Origin of the sequence: Vibrio azureus (assembly GCF_002849855.1) — a bacterium.
Lineage (GTDB): Bacteria > Pseudomonadota > Gammaproteobacteria > Enterobacterales > Vibrionaceae > Vibrio > Vibrio azureus.
Genome location: NZ_CP018616.1, coordinates 2,854,311 through 2,869,538, shown reverse-complemented (window position 1 = coordinate 2,869,538; position 15,228 = coordinate 2,854,311). Strand labels below are relative to the sequence as shown.

15 protein-coding genes are annotated in these 15,228 nt (G+C 44.3%); 8 read left to right on the top strand and 7 right to left on the bottom strand.

All coding sequences use genetic code 11. The features are described 5' to 3' along the window. Positions 1–57: 57 nt before the first annotated feature. The 3 genes from trmL to BS333_RS13075 form a co-directional block, all read right to left on the bottom strand. Positions 58–537, bottom strand: coding sequence for a tRNA (uridine(34)/cytosine(34)/5-carboxymethylaminomethyluridine(34)-2'-O)-methyltransferase TrmL (gene trmL / locus BS333_RS13085; RefSeq protein ID WP_021710558.1), 480 nt, complete (start codon positions 535–537; stop codon positions 58–60). Between the two features lie 204 nt (positions 538–741). Further along, positions 742–2,136 carry an envelope stress sensor histidine kinase CpxA gene (gene cpxA, locus BS333_RS13080; RefSeq protein ID WP_021710557.1) on the bottom strand — a complete coding sequence of 465 codons (1,395 nt, stop codon included), beginning with the start codon at positions 2,134–2,136 and terminating at the stop codon, positions 742–744. Then, complete coding sequence (locus BS333_RS13075) at positions 2,136–2,825, bottom strand: response regulator (RefSeq protein ID WP_033004101.1); 690 nt, start codon at positions 2,823–2,825, stop codon at positions 2,136–2,138. Before BS333_RS13075 ends, cpxA begins: the two co-directional genes overlap by 1 nt. A gap of 190 nt (positions 2,826–3,015) precedes the next feature. On the opposite strand from BS333_RS13075, the gene BS333_RS13070 reads away from it, so the two are divergent. From BS333_RS13070 to pfkA, 3 genes are all read left to right on the top strand, one after another. Continuing rightward, a complete protein-coding gene (locus tag BS333_RS13070) occupies positions 3,016–3,513 on the top strand; it encodes a CpxP family protein (protein ID WP_021710555.1) in 498 nt (165 codons plus the stop codon). Between the two features lie 124 nt (positions 3,514–3,637). Further along, positions 3,638–4,546, top strand: a complete 909-nt coding sequence (gene fieF / locus BS333_RS13065; protein WP_033004100.1) for a CDF family cation-efflux transporter FieF — start codon at positions 3,638–3,640, stop codon at positions 4,544–4,546. Between the two features lie 280 nt (positions 4,547–4,826). Beyond that, entirely contained in the window at positions 4,827–5,789 is a 963-nt protein-coding gene (pfkA, locus tag BS333_RS13060; protein ID WP_021710553.1) for a 6-phosphofructokinase, read from the top strand. Between the two features lie 220 nt (positions 5,790–6,009). Here pfkA and BS333_RS13055 read toward each other — a convergent pair whose 3' ends face one another. Next, a complete protein-coding gene (locus tag BS333_RS13055; protein ID WP_021710552.1) occupies positions 6,010–7,407 on the bottom strand; it encodes an MATE family efflux transporter in 1,398 nt (465 codons plus the stop codon). A 384-nt stretch (positions 7,408–7,791) separates the two neighbouring features. Between BS333_RS13055 and BS333_RS13050 the strand changes: the two genes are divergently transcribed. Both BS333_RS13050 and groL read left to right on the top strand, forming a co-directional pair. Beyond that, the gene (locus BS333_RS13050) at positions 7,792–8,082 is read left to right on the top strand and encodes a co-chaperone GroES (RefSeq protein ID WP_021710551.1); all 291 of its coding nucleotides are present in this window, start codon (positions 7,792–7,794) and stop codon (positions 8,080–8,082) included. A 71-nt stretch (positions 8,083–8,153) separates the two neighbouring features. Next, on the top strand, positions 8,154–9,800 hold the full coding sequence (gene groL / locus BS333_RS13045; RefSeq protein WP_021710550.1) for a chaperonin GroEL: 1,647 nt from the start codon (positions 8,154–8,156) through the stop codon (positions 9,798–9,800). Between the two features lie 101 nt (positions 9,801–9,901). Here the strand turns inward: groL and BS333_RS13040 are convergent, their stop codons facing one another. Further along, positions 9,902–10,399, bottom strand: a complete 498-nt coding sequence (locus BS333_RS13040) for an MgtC/SapB family protein (RefSeq protein WP_021710549.1) — start codon at positions 10,397–10,399, stop codon at positions 9,902–9,904. 94 nt (positions 10,400–10,493) lie between these two features. Further along, positions 10,494–11,516: an EF-P beta-lysylation protein EpmB gene (gene epmB, locus BS333_RS13035; protein ID WP_021710548.1), complete on the bottom strand. Its 1,023-nt coding sequence runs from the start codon at positions 11,514–11,516 to the stop codon at positions 10,494–10,496. Between the two features lie 32 nt (positions 11,517–11,548). On the opposite strand from epmB, the gene efp reads away from it, so the two are divergent. The 3 genes from efp to BS333_RS13020 all read left to right on the top strand — a co-directional run bounded on the left by efp (position 11,549) and on the right by BS333_RS13020 (position 14,766). Next, positions 11,549–12,115, top strand: a complete 567-nt coding sequence (efp, locus tag BS333_RS13030; RefSeq protein WP_021710547.1) for an elongation factor P — start codon at positions 11,549–11,551, stop codon at positions 12,113–12,115. Between the two features lie 220 nt (positions 12,116–12,335). Beyond that, entirely contained in the window at positions 12,336–13,739 is a 1,404-nt protein-coding gene (locus tag BS333_RS13025; RefSeq protein WP_021710546.1) for an SPFH domain-containing protein, read from the top strand. 343 nt (positions 13,740–14,082) lie between these two features. Continuing rightward, positions 14,083–14,766, top strand: coding sequence for a nitroreductase family protein (locus BS333_RS13020; protein WP_021710545.1), 684 nt, complete (start codon positions 14,083–14,085; stop codon positions 14,764–14,766). Positions 14,767–14,847: 81 nt separating this feature from the next. Here BS333_RS13020 and frdD read toward each other — a convergent pair whose 3' ends face one another. After that, positions 14,848–15,225: a fumarate reductase subunit FrdD gene (frdD, locus tag BS333_RS13015; protein WP_021710544.1), complete on the bottom strand. Its 378-nt coding sequence runs from the start codon at positions 15,223–15,225 to the stop codon at positions 14,848–14,850. Between the last annotated feature and the right edge of the window lie 3 nt (positions 15,226–15,228).

Here is a 15,228-nt window from a genome sequence, read left to right as displayed (position 1 = left end):
CACTTGATTGGGCTTTTTTATGCATAGAACGAAAGAGATGGGTGAGGTAATAACGGTTTAGACCGCGCCGTTAAAGCCCATTTGTCTCCATGCTTCAAAGGCTATAATTGCGACGGCATTGGATAAATTGAGGCTGCGAGCATCAGGCATCATGGGAATACGAATACGCTGTTCCATGGGTAGGCTATCAATCACTTCTGCAGGTAAGCCGCGCGTTTCAGGGCCAAACATGAGTACATCACCAGGTTGATAGGTAGCATCAACATGATGACCTGTCGTTTTGGTTGTACAAGCGAACAGGCGAAAGTTACCTTGTTTTTCTTGCTGTAAGTATTCCAGAAAAGCTTGATAGTTTTTATGGCGTGTCACGCGGGCTAAATCACGATAATCTAACCCAGCTCGGCGAACTCTTTTTTCTTCAAGATCAAAGCCAAGTGGCTCAATTAAATGGAGGTTGGCACCACAATTAGCACATAGGCGAATAATATTACCTGTGTTAGGTGCAATTTCTGGTTCATATAGAGCAATATCAAACATGGTTGGTCATCGATTGAGTGAAAATAGGTCAGCAGTATATACGCAGTTAGGGCGTCGGGTATAGACGCAACCAGAGTTGAGTTCCGATGGCTAGCCACTTTTCTCTTGAGAACTTTCTACTTGAGAACTTTCCACTTGAGAAGATGTGACGTGAGAAACGGCCAGCCATCATAAGTAGCAAGATAACCTTTATTTGCCTAACTCTTACCTGAGCAAAGGCAAGGTCACCGTGACTCGTAAGCCACCAAGCGGGCTCTCTGAAGCAAGAATGGTTCCGCTATGCTGGCGAATGGCACTCTCGGTAATGGTTAAGCCTAACCCTGTGCCTCCAGAGTGTCGGTCTCGAGCGGTTGAAACTCGGTAGAATGGACGGAAAATGGCCTCACGTTCTTGCTCTGGGACGCCTTCACCATTGTCATCAACCACGATGCTTAATCGTTCAGGAGAATCGGTAATTTCGATCTTTACCTCGTCTTTACCATAGTAAATAGCGTTACGAATAATATTTTCCACTGCGCTCATTAGCAGCTTGGGGTTCCCGGAGATCGTTCGCTCGGGAAGAGGGGTATAGCGGAGGTGTTTGCTCATTTGTTCGGCTTCAAATTGAGCATCTTCAAGGATCTCCTCCCATAAACTGGAAAGAGGTTGTGTTTCTCGCGTTAAATGGCTGTCGACTTGGCTGCGCGAGAGTGTCAGTAACTCAGCGATCATTTGTTCAAGGCGCTGGGCTTCGGTATCAATACGAGTCAGTTCAGGGCTCTCCCCTTGTTTTCGTGTTGCTAATGCGTTGGCCATGCGCAATCGTGTCAGGGGGGAGCGTAACTCATGAGAGATATCAGACAGCAGACGCTGCTGACCTGAAATCATTTGATTCACTGCTTCAACCATCTGATTAAAGCTCGCACCTGCTTGACGAAACTCTGTCGTGCCCCTTTCTAATTTGGGATCAATAATAAACGCCCCTCTAGCTACATTCTTTGCTGCTGCTTCTAATCGGCGAGCGGGTTGACTGAGGGCCCAAGCGAGCCACAAAAGCAAAGGTGTACTGGCCAGCATAATCGCTAATAAGAGCTGTACAGGATGGTCAAATAAGCGCAGCATAAATGGAGGCGGTTCATTCCATTTAAAACCGACGTACATCAGTAAATCAGAGTTCGCCAGTGTGATGGGGATTGGTCCTGCCAACATGTAGCGGCCATACAATTTTTGGGTTGGGCGAGAGATATCTTCGCTGAGCGTGACAAAATTTTTCAGAGCACGAAGCTTGAACTCTTTGTGTTTGGCAGTGCTGAGAATCGTGCCTTCATGATCAGTAAAGAATAGGCGTGGACGCAGAGGGTATTTATTGTGTCGTATCCCTTCGATACCAAAGAGAATTTTGCCGAGGTTTGTTTGACCATGATATTGTTTTTCTAGGTTATTGCGAATCTCCAGTAAGGTCTGTTGCTGAGATTGTGGGATATCATGTACTTTACGAGGGTCAAGATGGGGCAGTGACAAAACTGCGATGAGAACCAAAAACATGGTGAGCCAAAAAATCGCAAAAATACGTCCGTATAAACTGTTTAGGTGTGGCAAGCTAAAACGTGATTGGCGCATTAGTCCTCCTCAACAAACAGGTAGCCGCGTCCGCGTAACGTTTTGATGCGCGGTTTGCCGTTATTTTGCTCTGGGAGTTTTTTGCGTAAATTTGAGACATGCATATCAATCGCACGATCAAAGGCGGCTAAGCGTTTCCCAAGTACTTCGATGCTCAACGTCTCTTTGGTAAGCACTTGACCTGGGTGCTGTAAAAAATGCGTCAGCAGGGCAAATTCGGTGGTGGTTAAATCGAGTAATGTTTGCTCAAAGTAAGCTTCTTGCTTACCTGGATAAAGTTTTATCTGTTGATACTCGACACAATCGCTATCTTTACTGCTTTTTTGATTGCTGCTTGTACGACGAAGAATGGCACGAATACGGGCTAACAGCTCGCGATCACTGAATGGCTTTGGTAAATAATCATCAGCGCCAAGTTCTAGACCTATGACTCGGTCAATCTCTTCTCCCTTTGCGGTCAGCATGAGTACGGGGGTGTCCCATTGCTCTCGTAGACGTTTCAGTGTTTCTAGCCCATTCAGTTTGGGCATCATCACATCAAGTAAGATGAGGTCTATATCGGCATTGAGTGCAGCCAACCCGGCTTGGCCATCATTGGTTTCGGTAACCAAAAATCCCTCAAAGCTGAGCACTTCTTTTAGCAAGCCAGTGAGTTCTATATCATCATCAATTAAGAGAATGTTTGCCATTGTCATATCCATAATCGAGTGGTTTTTGTTTAATCTTACATCTTATCTTGTGTGAGCAAGGGTATCTCAAGCGATTCTTTACGATTCTTTACGCTTTCTATACGTTGCTTTACCTAACAGGTTTTATTCTACACTCAAGCGCTGTGAGAGCAGCTCAGATGAATCACTAACCTGTGTAAGGAATCTAATTATGAAATCGACCAAACAATTTGTACTAGCGGCGATGGTTCTACCTTTAACTTTGAGTGCAGCAAGTGCATTTGCTTCTGATGGTAAAGCGCATTCAGGTGACAAGTGCATGGGTCAAGAACGTGCGCTTTTGAAGCAGCTTGATTTAACTGATGCGCAAAAAGAACAGATAAAAGAATTACGTAAATTCAGCAAACTCGAAAAGAAACAAAAGTTTGCCAAGCTGGAAGAAAAAAAGGTAGCACGTTTAACTCACAACGAGAAAGTGCAAGCTCTTGTGTTGGCAGACAACTTTGATAAAGAAGCGGCGAACAAGCTTGCTAAAGAAATGGTTGAAAAGCAAACCGAGCGTCGCGTCGCATTGTTGGAGAAAAAACATAAATTGCTTAGCGTATTAACACCTGCACAAAAAGTGAAATATGCCGAGCTGAAAAAGGCACGTACGCAGGAATGTGCTGAGAAAAAATACATTCGCCTTGAGAAAAAGCACAACGATTGATTCTCAATCTCGAATCATGCCCCCAAAAGAGCAGCATCCGCTGCTCTTTTTGATTGGTAAATTCATACTCATGACATGATTATCAAGATATACTCAACATATGGCTTGAAGTAACTTTTTGATTATGAAACACCAATATGCACGTTTAGTCACGATGGCTGCTTGGACGGCGACGATAGTGGCAACCCTTTTATTAATCGTAAAAGTCATCACTTGGTGGATGACAGGTTCAGTGAGTTTACTGGCATCTTTGATTGATTCGATGTTGGACATTGCTGCCTCGGTCGTTAACCTTGTAGTGGTGCGCTATGCCCTACAGCCTGCTGATCGAGAGCACACATTTGGTCATGGTAAAGCAGAATCCTTGGCGGCTTTAGCACAAGCGATGTTCATTTCTGGCTCGGCAGTTTTCCTTATTCTCAATGGTATTGAACGCTTTTTCCGCCCCGGGGAACTCAATGATCCGGAACTGGGTGTGTATGTTTCGATGTTTGCTATCGTTGTCACCTTTGGGCTTGTCGTGTTCCAAAAGCATGTGGTTCGGGTTACTGGCAGTCAGGCGATTGCGGCTGACTCACTACACTATCAAACCGACTTGTATATGAACGGAGCGATCATGGTCGCGCTGGGCCTCAGTTATTTTGGCTTCACACAAGCGGATGCGGCATTTGCGATCGGCATTGGTGTGTTTATTCTTTACAGTGCGTTTAATATGGTGAAAGAAGCGACGCAAACCTTATTAGATAGAAAATTGCCTGATGAAGAATTAGCGCAAATTCGCACGACTTGCCTCACCGTTGAAGGTGTATTAGGTGTTCATCAACTACGAACTCGTATGTCGGGCCCGACACGATTTATTCAGCTGCACTTGGAATTAAACGATAACCTACGTCTTATTGAGGCACATTATATTGCCGACAAAGCGGAAGAAGCACTTTTGGCGAAGTTTCCGGGTGCTGATATTCTGATTCATCAAGATCCCATATCGGTTGTTTTTGGGGCTGAGAAAGAACAAAAAGAGCAAGACTGGTAGACATTGGTTAAGCAGATATTGTTGAGACAAATGGCTACTTATTGGCTATCTTTCCATCTTAGTTAATTAAGAATCGAGATCCTGATGTGAATCAACAAAGGGTAGGCTGAAACTGTAATACTATTACATAAGTAGAAAATTTACATAAAAAAGTGCGTTTTCATTGGTATTCCTGTAGAGGAAATGTAACATAACGTACAGTTCTGAATTAACTAGGTTGCTTGATAACAAGAAGCCTACAAAAAATCCAACAATTGATTGCCAAAGATCGAGGGTGAACATGATTAAGAAGATTGGTGTTTTAACAAGTGGCGGTGACGCACCTGGTATGAACGCAGCAGTACGCGGTGTCGTTCGTACGGCACTATCTGAGGGATTGGAAGTTTACGGTGTTTACGATGGCTATTTAGGTCTTTATGAAGGCCGCATTGAAAAACTGGATCGTTCAAGCGTTTCTGATGTGATTAACAGAGGCGGTACTTTCCTAGGCTCTGCACGTTTCCCTGAATTTAAAGAAGAAGCCGTTCGCGAAAAAGCGATTGAAAATTTAAAACAGCATGGCATTGATGCACTTGTTGTTATCGGTGGTGATGGCTCTTACATGGGTGCTAAGAAACTGACCGAAATGGGTTACCCATGTATTGGTCTCCCAGGTACTATCGATAACGATATCGCAGGCACGGACTACACAATTGGCTACTTAACAGCTTTAAATACAGTCGTTGACGCTATTGATCGTTTGCGTGATACCTCTTCATCTCACCAACGTATTTCCATTGTTGAAATCATGGGCCGCCATTGTGGCGACTTGAGCCTAATGTCAGCAATTGCTGGTGGTTGTGAGTACATCATTACTCCTGAAACCGGATTAGACAAAGAAAAGCTGATCAGCAATATTCAAGATGGTATTGAGAAAGGTAAAAAGCACGCCATTATTGCTCTGACTGAGTTAATGATGGATGCCAATGAGCTAGCAAGAGATATTGAAGCGGCAACTGGACGTGAAACTCGTGCGACTGTACTGGGACACATTCAACGTGGTGGACGCCCAACGGCATTTGACCGAGTACTGGCTTCTCGCATGGGTAACTATGCGGTTCATCTTTTGATGGATGGCCACGGTGGTCGTTGTGTTGGTATCGTGAAAGAGCAACTGGTTCACCACGATATCATCGATGCGATAGAGAATATGAAACGCCCTGTACGTAGCGATCTCTACCAAGTTGCTGAAGAGTTGTTCTAATAAGCAGCTATGATTTAAAAAGCCCCGTCAATGGACATCATTGACGGGGCTTTTCATTTTATACTCCAGCATCTTGAGGTGACTTGGGTATAAGGGGTTGTCTTAGGTTTTATGTGTTGCGCGGCGACATTATACTTAGCAACGATATAGCATTAGTAACAATATAGTATTAGTAACAATATAGTATTAGTAACAATATAGCATTAGCAGCGACATCGTATTATAGGCTGGAAGAGGACGACGTTTGATAATGCGCCTCTAAAGTTAATCGTCTCTCTCGTACCACAAACAGGTAAGCACAAACGCCACCTAACACATTCCCTACGGCAATACCGATAAACAACCCTTCAATGCCGTATAACTGACTCCCCACCCAAGCAGACGGCAAATTAAAGATGAATAGGCGCATGAAGCTCCACTGAAAGGCTCGCAGTGGTTTATGCATCGCATTGAGCCCGCTGACAAGCATCATGACAATTCCTTGGAAACCATAGCTAAGTGGAACGGCAAGCAAGTAGTGGTTAAGGAGTCCTTTTACTGCAACATCTTGAGAGAAAAGTGTTGTGACGGGGCCACTGAGCGTGATCATAGCCAAGAAAATCCCGGCTTGAAACAAAATAATAAAGCGCATACACAAGAACCAACCTTCAAAAGCACGTTGTGGATTGTTCGCACCTAGGTTCTGAGCAATAAATGGGGTTAAAGAAGACGTCAGAGACATCAAAACCAACAGCAAAATTGATTCGATACGTTGGGCAGCACCATAGGCTGCAACGGCAGCGGTACCATAACTTGACAACAGCATCATTAACACGGCACCCGACAGAGGGTTCATGATGTTAGAAAAAGCGGCAGGAGTACCAATTTTTAGTGTTTGCAGCCAATCTTGTTTAATAAAGACCAGCTGGGGAGGGGCGAGCATGTTCTCTCGTCTTAATAGCGCATACAAAGACCCACATAGAGCACCCAACCAACTGATGGCACTGGCGATGGCGGCCCCTTGAATACCGAGCTGAGGAAATGGGCCGTAACCGAAAATGAGTAGGGGATCGAGGATGCCATTCAGTAGTCCTGCCAAGATCATTAATTTAGCTGGTGTTTTTGTATCTCCAGTTGCTCGAAGCGCGCTATTACCCGCAATAGGAATCACCAACAAAGGGATGGTCAGAAACCACACTTGCATGTATTGCTTAATCAGTGGAATTGAATCTTCTTTAGCTCCGAGCTGATTAAACAGAGGTTCAATGGCGAAGAAACCGGTGATAGAAACGATAGAAACCAGAGAGACAGCAAGTAATAAGCCGTGGCTGGTAAAGCGAGCAGCTTGGGAAGTGTCTCCTTGGCCTAGAATACGAGCAATATTAGCGGATAGACCAGTACCTATTCCCATGCTGATGCTATTGACAGCGAAGGTGACCGGAAAGGTATAACTGATAGCAGCCAGTGCTTCGGTTCCCAGCAAAGAAATAAAAAAGGTGTCGACCAAGTTAAACATCAAAATAGCGCACATCCCCACACTCATGGGAATGGTCATCTTGCGTAAAGTGCTCGCGATGGGTGCAGTTAATAAACCATGTTTGTCTTCACAGTGATGAGCGGATGGTTTTTTTTCCAGCATCTTTGATGTCTATTCCGGTGAGGTAATAACAAAGGATACAAGAAACTCTCTTTGTGAGCGAGCCAACATTTTATATATTTCCGGACCCCTTTGAACATAGCCGAGGTGGCATCGCCTTACCATTAAACTCATCACTTATGGCAAGCTGTTGTTATTACAAAATGTTACTTCCTGTCTTTTCTGTTGGTTGCATAGCGGCGAAGTGTGAGATTGGCACAGTGTTGATTGTGTTTGTTGAGGGTTAACCCCTTGTTATTTTAACTATGTCACAAAAAATATTAGCGCTCCCCTTGGGATCAGAGACTTAACACCCTATATAGTTATCACAGGCTATTCGGGCCTACTTATCAAATAAACCATGGAAATTTTCAGGAGAGACGACCAATGAACATTCGTCCATTACATGACCGAGTTATCGTTGAACGCCAAGAAGTGGAATCTAAATCAGCAGGCGGTATCGTTCTGACTGGCTCGGCGGCAGAAAAGTCAACTCGAGGTACGGTTTTGGCTGTAGGTAAAGGCCGCATTCTAGAAAACGGCGAAGTAATGCCATTGGATGTTAAAGTGGGTGATACTGTTATTTTCTCGGAAGGCTACGGCACGAAAACCGAAAAGATAGACGGTAAAGAAGTTCTGATTATGTCTGAAAATGACATCATGGCTATCGTTGAGTAATCGCTACCATTGAGTAAATTTTTGCTCTGATAACAACAAGATTGAAAACAGAATTTAAAAGGAAATCAAAGATGGCTGCTAAAGACGTTAAATTTGGTAATGACGCACGAGTGAAAATGCTAGAAGGCGTAAACGTTCTAGCGGACGCAGTAAAAGTAACACTGGGTCCTAAAGGTCGTAACGTAGTGCTAGACAAATCTTTTGGTGCACCAACAATCACTAAAGATGGTGTATCAGTTGCGCGTGAAATTGAACTGGAAGACAAATTCCAGAACATGGGCGCACAAATGGTTAAAGAAGTTGCGTCTAAAGCAAACGACGCAGCGGGTGACGGTACCACAACTGCAACCGTACTTGCACAAGCAATCGTAAACGAAGGTCTAAAAGCTGTTGCCGCGGGCATGAACCCAATGGACCTGAAGCGTGGTATCGACAAAGCGGTTATCGCAGCAGTGGAACAATTAAAAGAGCTGTCTGTTGAATGTAACGACACTAAAGCCATCGCACAGGTTGGTACTATCTCGGCTAACTCAGATGTGAGTGTAGGTAACATCATTGCAGAAGCGATGGAAAGAGTAGGCCGTGACGGCGTGATCACGGTTGAAGAAGGTCAAGCTCTACAAGATGAGCTAGACGTAGTAGAAGGTATGCAGTTCGACCGCGGTTACCTATCTCCTTACTTCATCAACAACCAAGAAGCGGGTTCGGTTGATCTAGAAAATCCATTTATCCTTCTGATCGATAAGAAAGTATCTAACATCCGTGAACTGCTTCCAGCACTAGAAGCGGTAGCAAAAGCATCTCGTCCACTATTGATCATCGCTGAAGACGTAGAAGGCGAAGCATTAGCAACATTGGTTGTGAACAACATGCGTGGCATCGTTAAAGTCGCGGCAGTGAAAGCTCCTGGTTTCGGTGATCGCCGTAAAGCAATGCTTCAAGACATCGCAATCCTAACTGGTGGTGTTGTGATTTCTGAAGAAGTCGGTCTAGAGCTAGAAAAAGTGGCTCTAGAAGACCTAGGTCAAGCGAAGCGCGTTGCAATCACAAAAGAAAACACAACCATCATCGATGGCGTAGGCGAAGAAGGCATGATCCAAGGTCGTGTTGCCCAAATCCGTCAGCAAATCGAAGATGCAACATCAGACTACGATAAAGAGAAATTACAAGAGCGCGTTGCTAAGCTAGCAGGCGGTGTTGCAGTCATCAAAGTTGGTGCAGCAACTGAAGTTGAAATGAAAGAGAAGAAAGACCGCGTAGAAGACGCACTTCACGCGACTCGCGCAGCGGTTGAAGAAGGCGTTGTTGCAGGTGGTGGCGTTGCGCTTATCCGTGCGGCGGCTAAGATTGCTGAACTGCAAGGTGACAACGAAGAGCAAAACGTTGGTATCCGCGTTGCTCTACGTGCAATGGAAGCGCCAATTCGTCAAATCACCACCAATGCGGGTGATGAAGAGTCAGTCGTTGCGAACAACGTGAGAGCTGGTGAAGGTTCTTACGGCTACAACGCAGCAACAGGCGAATACGGCGATATGCTAGAGATGGGTATCCTAGACCCAACAAAAGTAACACGTTCTGCTCTACAGTTTGCTGCGTCTGTTGCAGGTCTTATGATCACAACAGAAGCAATGGTAACGGACCTACCACAAAAAGACGGCCCAGCAATGCCTGATATGGGTGGCATGGGCGGTATGGGTGGCATGGGCGGTATGATGTAGTCATTTTGTCTGTGTTGTCTAAACCAGGTTAAATGAAAGCCGAGGATTGCTCCTCGGCTTTTTTGTTTCTCAATATTTTGTCACCTTGTTAGCCGTGGAGGCTATTTGGTTAATCGCCGTGATGATTTACGCTGGAGAATTTTTTGGTGCACACCTCGGCGCAGTGCTTTGATGCGACTCTCTGCCTTGTCTACCCCAAGTAAAACGATAAGGGCTAACACTGTAATAACGATGGATTGAGTCAGGTAGCCTAAACCAATCATCAAACCGATGCCCGCGAGTACCCAAATGACCGCTGCAGAAGTCACGCCATGGATCTTTCCATCTTGCGTCATCATCACTCCAGCGCCTAAGAAACCGACACCAGTAATAATTTGGCCTAGTACTCGTGCTTGATCCAACGTATTTGGGGATAAGGACACCGCCATGGACATAAATAAATAGGTTCCAGAGATAACCAAGATTGAGGTTCGGATTCCGACGGGTTTGCCACGAGTCTGTCGCTCAATACCGATCATTAAACCATTAATGGCGCAGCAAAGTAGAGCGGCCCAGTTAAAGGGCCCGAGATCGAAAATGTATTCAAAAGTTATTGGCATTTTATCCTCCTAATTAGCGGAGTATGCACATAGAAATTTGCACAAGCGAACAAAAGCTTTTACTCGTGACGATAACTTTTATACGTCGACGTGGTTACTCTAGATGCAGATCCAAGGGAGTTTTACTTGGGCGCCCGCCGATTTCTCGGGTCAGCTTAGGTACTAAGTAACCTGAAACTCGGGTAATCACACCTTGTATAATGGCTCTGGCTTTGTCATCGGAGATATAGTAGTGCGCTGCCCCTTGAACTTTATCCAAGACATGTAAGTAGTATGGCAGAATTCCAGCATCAAAAAGAGCTTCACTGAGCGCAACCTGCGTATCGATACTGTCATTTACCCCTTTTAACAGCACACTTTGATTCAACAAAGTAATGCCTGCTTGTCTCAGTTTGAGCATTTTCTGGCAAAATTCTGTATTGATTTCATTTGCATGGTTAATGTGAGTGACCATAATCACTTGTAGTGGTGAGTCGGCGAGCATCTTACATAGAGCATCCGTCACACGGGCAGGGATGACAACAGGTAAGCGGCTATGAATGCGTAAGCGCTTAACATGAGGAATGTGACTGATTTGTTCGATCAGCCACTCAAGCTCTTGATCTTTCGCCATCAAAGGATCGCCGCCGGAAAAAATGATCTCGTTGATCTCCGGGTGTTGTTTAATATATTCGAGACTGTTCGCCCAAGCTTGCTTGCCGCTTTTGTTGTCTTGATAAGGGAAATGACGTCGAAAGCAGTAACGACAATTAACCGCACAGCCACCTTTGACGATCATCAGAGCACGGTTTCGGTATTTATGCAGCAGCCCTGGGGTCAAATTATCTTGTTCTTCTAGGGGATCTTGAGAGAAACCATCATGGACCTCAAACTCTTCACTTAGCGGTAATACTTGACGTAAAAGAGGATCGTACGGATTGCCTTTTTCCATTCTATCGATAAAACTTTGTGGGACACGTTGGGCAAATAGGCGACGTGCAGCAAACCCGTCCTGCCATGGAGAAGGATCAACTTCCAAATACTCCAGTAGTTTTGCGGGGTCAGAGATCCCATTCGCTAACTGTTTGAGCCAGTTTTGCTCAACAGATTCGACTTTTCGGGTTATTATATGCGGCATTGAATTAGCTCTAAGAATGTAAAGAGGAAAAAATGGCTACAGTTAGCACCAATGAATTTAAAGGCGGCCTTAAGTTAATGCTTGATAACGAGCCTTGTGTCATCCTGGAAAATGAATACGTTAAGCCAGGTAAAGGTCAAGCATTTAACCGCGTTAAAATTCGTAAGCTTCTTTCTGGTAAAGTGCTAGAGAAAACCTTCAAGTCTGGTGACACTTGTGAAGTGGCAGACGTGATGGATATCGACCTAGATTATCTCTATTCAGATGGCGAATTCTACCACTTTATGAATAATGAGACGTTTGAGCAGATTGCTGCAGACGCAAAAGCAGTGGGTGAAAACGCCAAGTGGTTAGTAGAGAACAACACTTGTATGATCACTTTGTGGAATGGTAACCCAATTACGGTTACGCCACCAAACTTCGTTGAGCTGGAAGTTATTGAAACAGATCCAGGCCTTAAAGGTGACACTCAAGGTACGGGTGGTAAGCCAGCGACACTATCAACAGGTGCGGTTGTTCGAGTTCCACTATTTATCGCTATCGGTGAAGTGATCAAAGTCGATACACGTTCAGCTGAATACGTAGGTCGTGTAAAGTAATTACTTGATTCCATATAAAAAGGTCGCTTAAGCGGCCTTTTTTTATACCTGCTAAATATTAATGATATAAAAGTAACAAAATATTTCGGTAAAACCTTGGTTATTTTATGAATCTTTCGACTATTTCTTAACAATGCACTCTGATACATTAATTTTGTGGCTAGGGGGAGACCTATCACCATGACTTAAAAGCAATTATTTAAGTTCAGAGGAGATAATAATGTATGACAGAAACTTGGGAAGGGATCTAAAAATGAATGAACGACGCCAGAAATTACGTAAAACGCTTAAAGTCGCTTTAGTTGGTGTACCACTATTGGCACTGGGTTTAACGATCAATAGCTCGGTGTTAATGACAGATGCAGGCTATACCTACGTGCATCAGAATAACATAACGGGTGAGTTAGACGTATTTACAGAGCCAGGAATTCATTTTCGAATGCCGTTCTTATCTAAGATATTTAAGTATGATCAGGTGGTTACCGTGTCATTTGGTAATAATACAGGCGAGGACTTTTATCAGCGTTTAAATCCGGTTCAGGTGCGTTTTGCTGATACGTACATCGGCAAAATCCCAGTGACGTTTCGATTTAAACTCAGCAATGATCCCGAAGAATTGAAAAAAATGCATAAAGAGTTCCGCAATAACAACAACCTCATTGATGCGTTGTTAGTCAAAAATGCTCGCAATGTCACGGTGATTACCGCAACGCAATATACAGGAGAAGAATTTTTCCAAGGTGGCCTTAACCAGTTTAAATCTAAACTAGGGGATCAGCTTCGAGAAGGTATTTATCTTACTGAACGTCGCCAAGTGGAAGTCGAAGAATTGGATCTTGCTCCAGTTGGTATTAATCAAAGTAATGCGAATCAATTACAACGTACTAATCAGCTGGTGTGGAAAACGGTCCCTATTGCGGACAAGGCGGGGCAGCCTATACGTCAAGATAATCCATTGCAACAATATGGAATTCAAGTCACTCAGGTAACCATTGGTGATCCGCAACCGGAAAAGCAACTGGATAAATTATTGGCGGATAAGAAGCGTTTAGTGGCCGACCGTATTCGTGCTATTCAAGAGCAGGAAACGTCAAAAGCACAGGCAGAGACCGAGCAGCTACGTAAAGAGATTCAACGAACTCGTGAAGTTCAAGATGCTCAACGTCGTAAAGAGTTAGCCATTATTGCTCAGCAAAAAGAAGTTGAAGTTGCTCGTCAAATCGCGGAACGTGAAATTGTTGAAGTTGAAAAAACGAAGCGCTTAGCGGAAGTTGAAAAAGAGAAAGAACTGGCTATTGCAGAAGCGAACCTTGCGATTCAAAAAGCGAATTCATTATCGGCAGAATTTGAAGCAAAAGCGATTCTGGAAACAGGGCGAGCAGAAGCAGAGGTTCTGAAAGCGAAATACGCCGCTTTAGGTGCAAACCATGAAGTTTACTTAGCTGAGCTGAACCGGGATGTAGCTAAGTCGTTGTACAGCAACTTGAAAAACTTCAAAGTGCAAATGCCGCAAAACTACATTGGTGGAGGCGATTCGGCTGGCCTTAAAACCAACCTAGATGTCATTACTGGCTTTGGTGCTCTGGGTTTAATGGACCAAACCCAAAAGGTCATCCAGCAATAAGATCATAGGTAGTCAAAAGCTTTAAAAGTAAAAAGATCATAGGTGGCCAAAAGCTAAAAAATGAAAAAGAACATCGATGGTCAAATGCAAATTAAGCAAAAAGTACATAGGTGGCTGAAAGCTTAACAAGCGATGTATTTATTATAAGAAAAGCAGTGAGTGGTAACTAAGAGAAAAGAGGCTGATATGGACTATCAGCCTCTTTGTTTATTCACTCGGACCCGAACAGCAGTATTAATATTTGCACTTTCTCTCAATCTTGAGTGATGAATCAGCAGAATGGGCTGTTAATAGCAAAACTATAGCTATAGTGAGACAGACGGTAATTGCGCAAGGAAGCCTTATGTCTAAAGTAGAACAGCATCACACGTTGGATGATTTTGTCGAATATCCACCACAACAAATGCTCGATAGAGCAGAAGCAAATTTGCACTTACTTCAACGACGCCACTCGATTCGGAGTTTTTCCGATCGTCCTGTTGCTAAAGAGGTTATTGAACGCTGCATTCGCGCTGCAGGAACGGCGCCTAGTGGTGCTAATCACCAACCTTGGCATTTTGTTGCCATTAATCAGGCAGAAATGAAAACCCAGATTCGCCAAGCTGCTGAAGATTTAGAAAGTACCTTCTATCAAGGGAGAGCGGGGCAAGAATGGTTGGATGCACTAAAACCACTGGGAACTCATGCCAGCAAGCCTTATCTCGAAAAGGCCCCATGGCTTATCGCAGTCTTCTCACAAAAGAAAGGCGGCATAGAGAACAACGGTGAGCAAACCAATTACTATGTGCATGAATCGGCTGGAATTGCGACGGGGTTTTTGTTGCAGGCTTTGCATAACGCTGGGTTGGGGACGTTGACTCATACGCCTAAGCCGATGAGTTTTTTAAGTAAAATTTGTGGTCGGGATAATGACGTGGATCGCCCTTATATGCTGATTGTGACAGGTTACCCGGAAGACGATGCAACGATTCCTGAGCATGCCTTGCGCAAAAAGCCTCTTGAAGAAATCGCGACTTTTATAGAGTAATCAGTCATCCACAAGAGTCACTGCGCTGAAAATAAGTAATAAAAAAGCTGGCAGGTGCCAGCTTTTTAGGATTTGCTTGGTTTAAATCATCAACACAAAGATAACAGCAAGCACAGAGATGAGCGCTGCGAACGCATAGCAGGCGATTTTACCAACCACACCAGTGTGCAGCTTTAGATCGTGCATACCGTGATGAAGACGGTGCATGGCATGCCACATTGGCAGAGCCAAAGTCGCGATAATAAACAGGCCTCCGATAAAGCTCGTGGCAAATTCGACAACTCGCTCGTAGCTAAGCGCTTGTTGATCAATCACCCCCATCGGAACCAAAAGGCCTAACACCAAAATGGTAATTGGGGTAAACATGGCAAACCACGTGCCCCCAGCTCCGAATAAGCTCCACCAGATAGGCTCATCAGAACGTTTTGGTGTTCTATTGATAGTGTAATTTGGTTTCATGAG

Coding starts and splice junctions, on each gene's coding strand:
- BS333_RS13025 (WP_021710546.1), top strand. CDS start 12,336: ATGTATGACAGAAACTTGGGAAGGGATCTAAAAATGAATGAACGACGC.
- cpxA (WP_021710557.1), bottom strand. CDS start 2,136: ATGCGCCAATCACGTTTTAGCTTGCCACACCTAAACAGTTTATACGGA.
- trmL (WP_021710558.1), bottom strand. CDS start 537: ATGTTTGATATTGCTCTATATGAACCAGAAATTGCACCTAACACAGGT.
- BS333_RS13040 (WP_021710549.1), bottom strand. CDS start 10,399: ATGCCAATAACTTTTGAATACATTTTCGATCTCGGGCCCTTTAACTGG.
- fieF (WP_033004100.1), top strand. CDS start 3,638: ATGAAACACCAATATGCACGTTTAGTCACGATGGCTGCTTGGACGGCG.
- BS333_RS13020 (WP_021710545.1), top strand. CDS start 14,083: ATGTCTAAAGTAGAACAGCATCACACGTTGGATGATTTTGTCGAATAT.
- BS333_RS13050 (WP_021710551.1), top strand. CDS start 7,792: ATGAACATTCGTCCATTACATGACCGAGTTATCGTTGAACGCCAAGAA.
- groL (WP_021710550.1), top strand. CDS start 8,154: ATGGCTGCTAAAGACGTTAAATTTGGTAATGACGCACGAGTGAAAATG.
- BS333_RS13075 (WP_033004101.1), bottom strand. CDS start 2,825: ATGGCAAACATTCTCTTAATTGATGATGATATAGAACTCACTGGCTTG.
- efp (WP_021710547.1), top strand. CDS start 11,549: ATGGCTACAGTTAGCACCAATGAATTTAAAGGCGGCCTTAAGTTAATG.
- pfkA (WP_021710553.1), top strand. CDS start 4,827: ATGATTAAGAAGATTGGTGTTTTAACAAGTGGCGGTGACGCACCTGGT.
- epmB (WP_021710548.1), bottom strand. CDS start 11,516: ATGCCGCATATAATAACCCGAAAAGTCGAATCTGTTGAGCAAAACTGG.
- BS333_RS13055 (WP_021710552.1), bottom strand. CDS start 7,407: ATGCTGGAAAAAAAACCATCCGCTCATCACTGTGAAGACAAACATGGT.
- frdD (WP_021710544.1), bottom strand. CDS start 15,225: ATGAAACCAAATTACACTATCAATAGAACACCAAAACGTTCTGATGAG.
- BS333_RS13070 (WP_021710555.1), top strand. CDS start 3,016: ATGAAATCGACCAAACAATTTGTACTAGCGGCGATGGTTCTACCTTTA.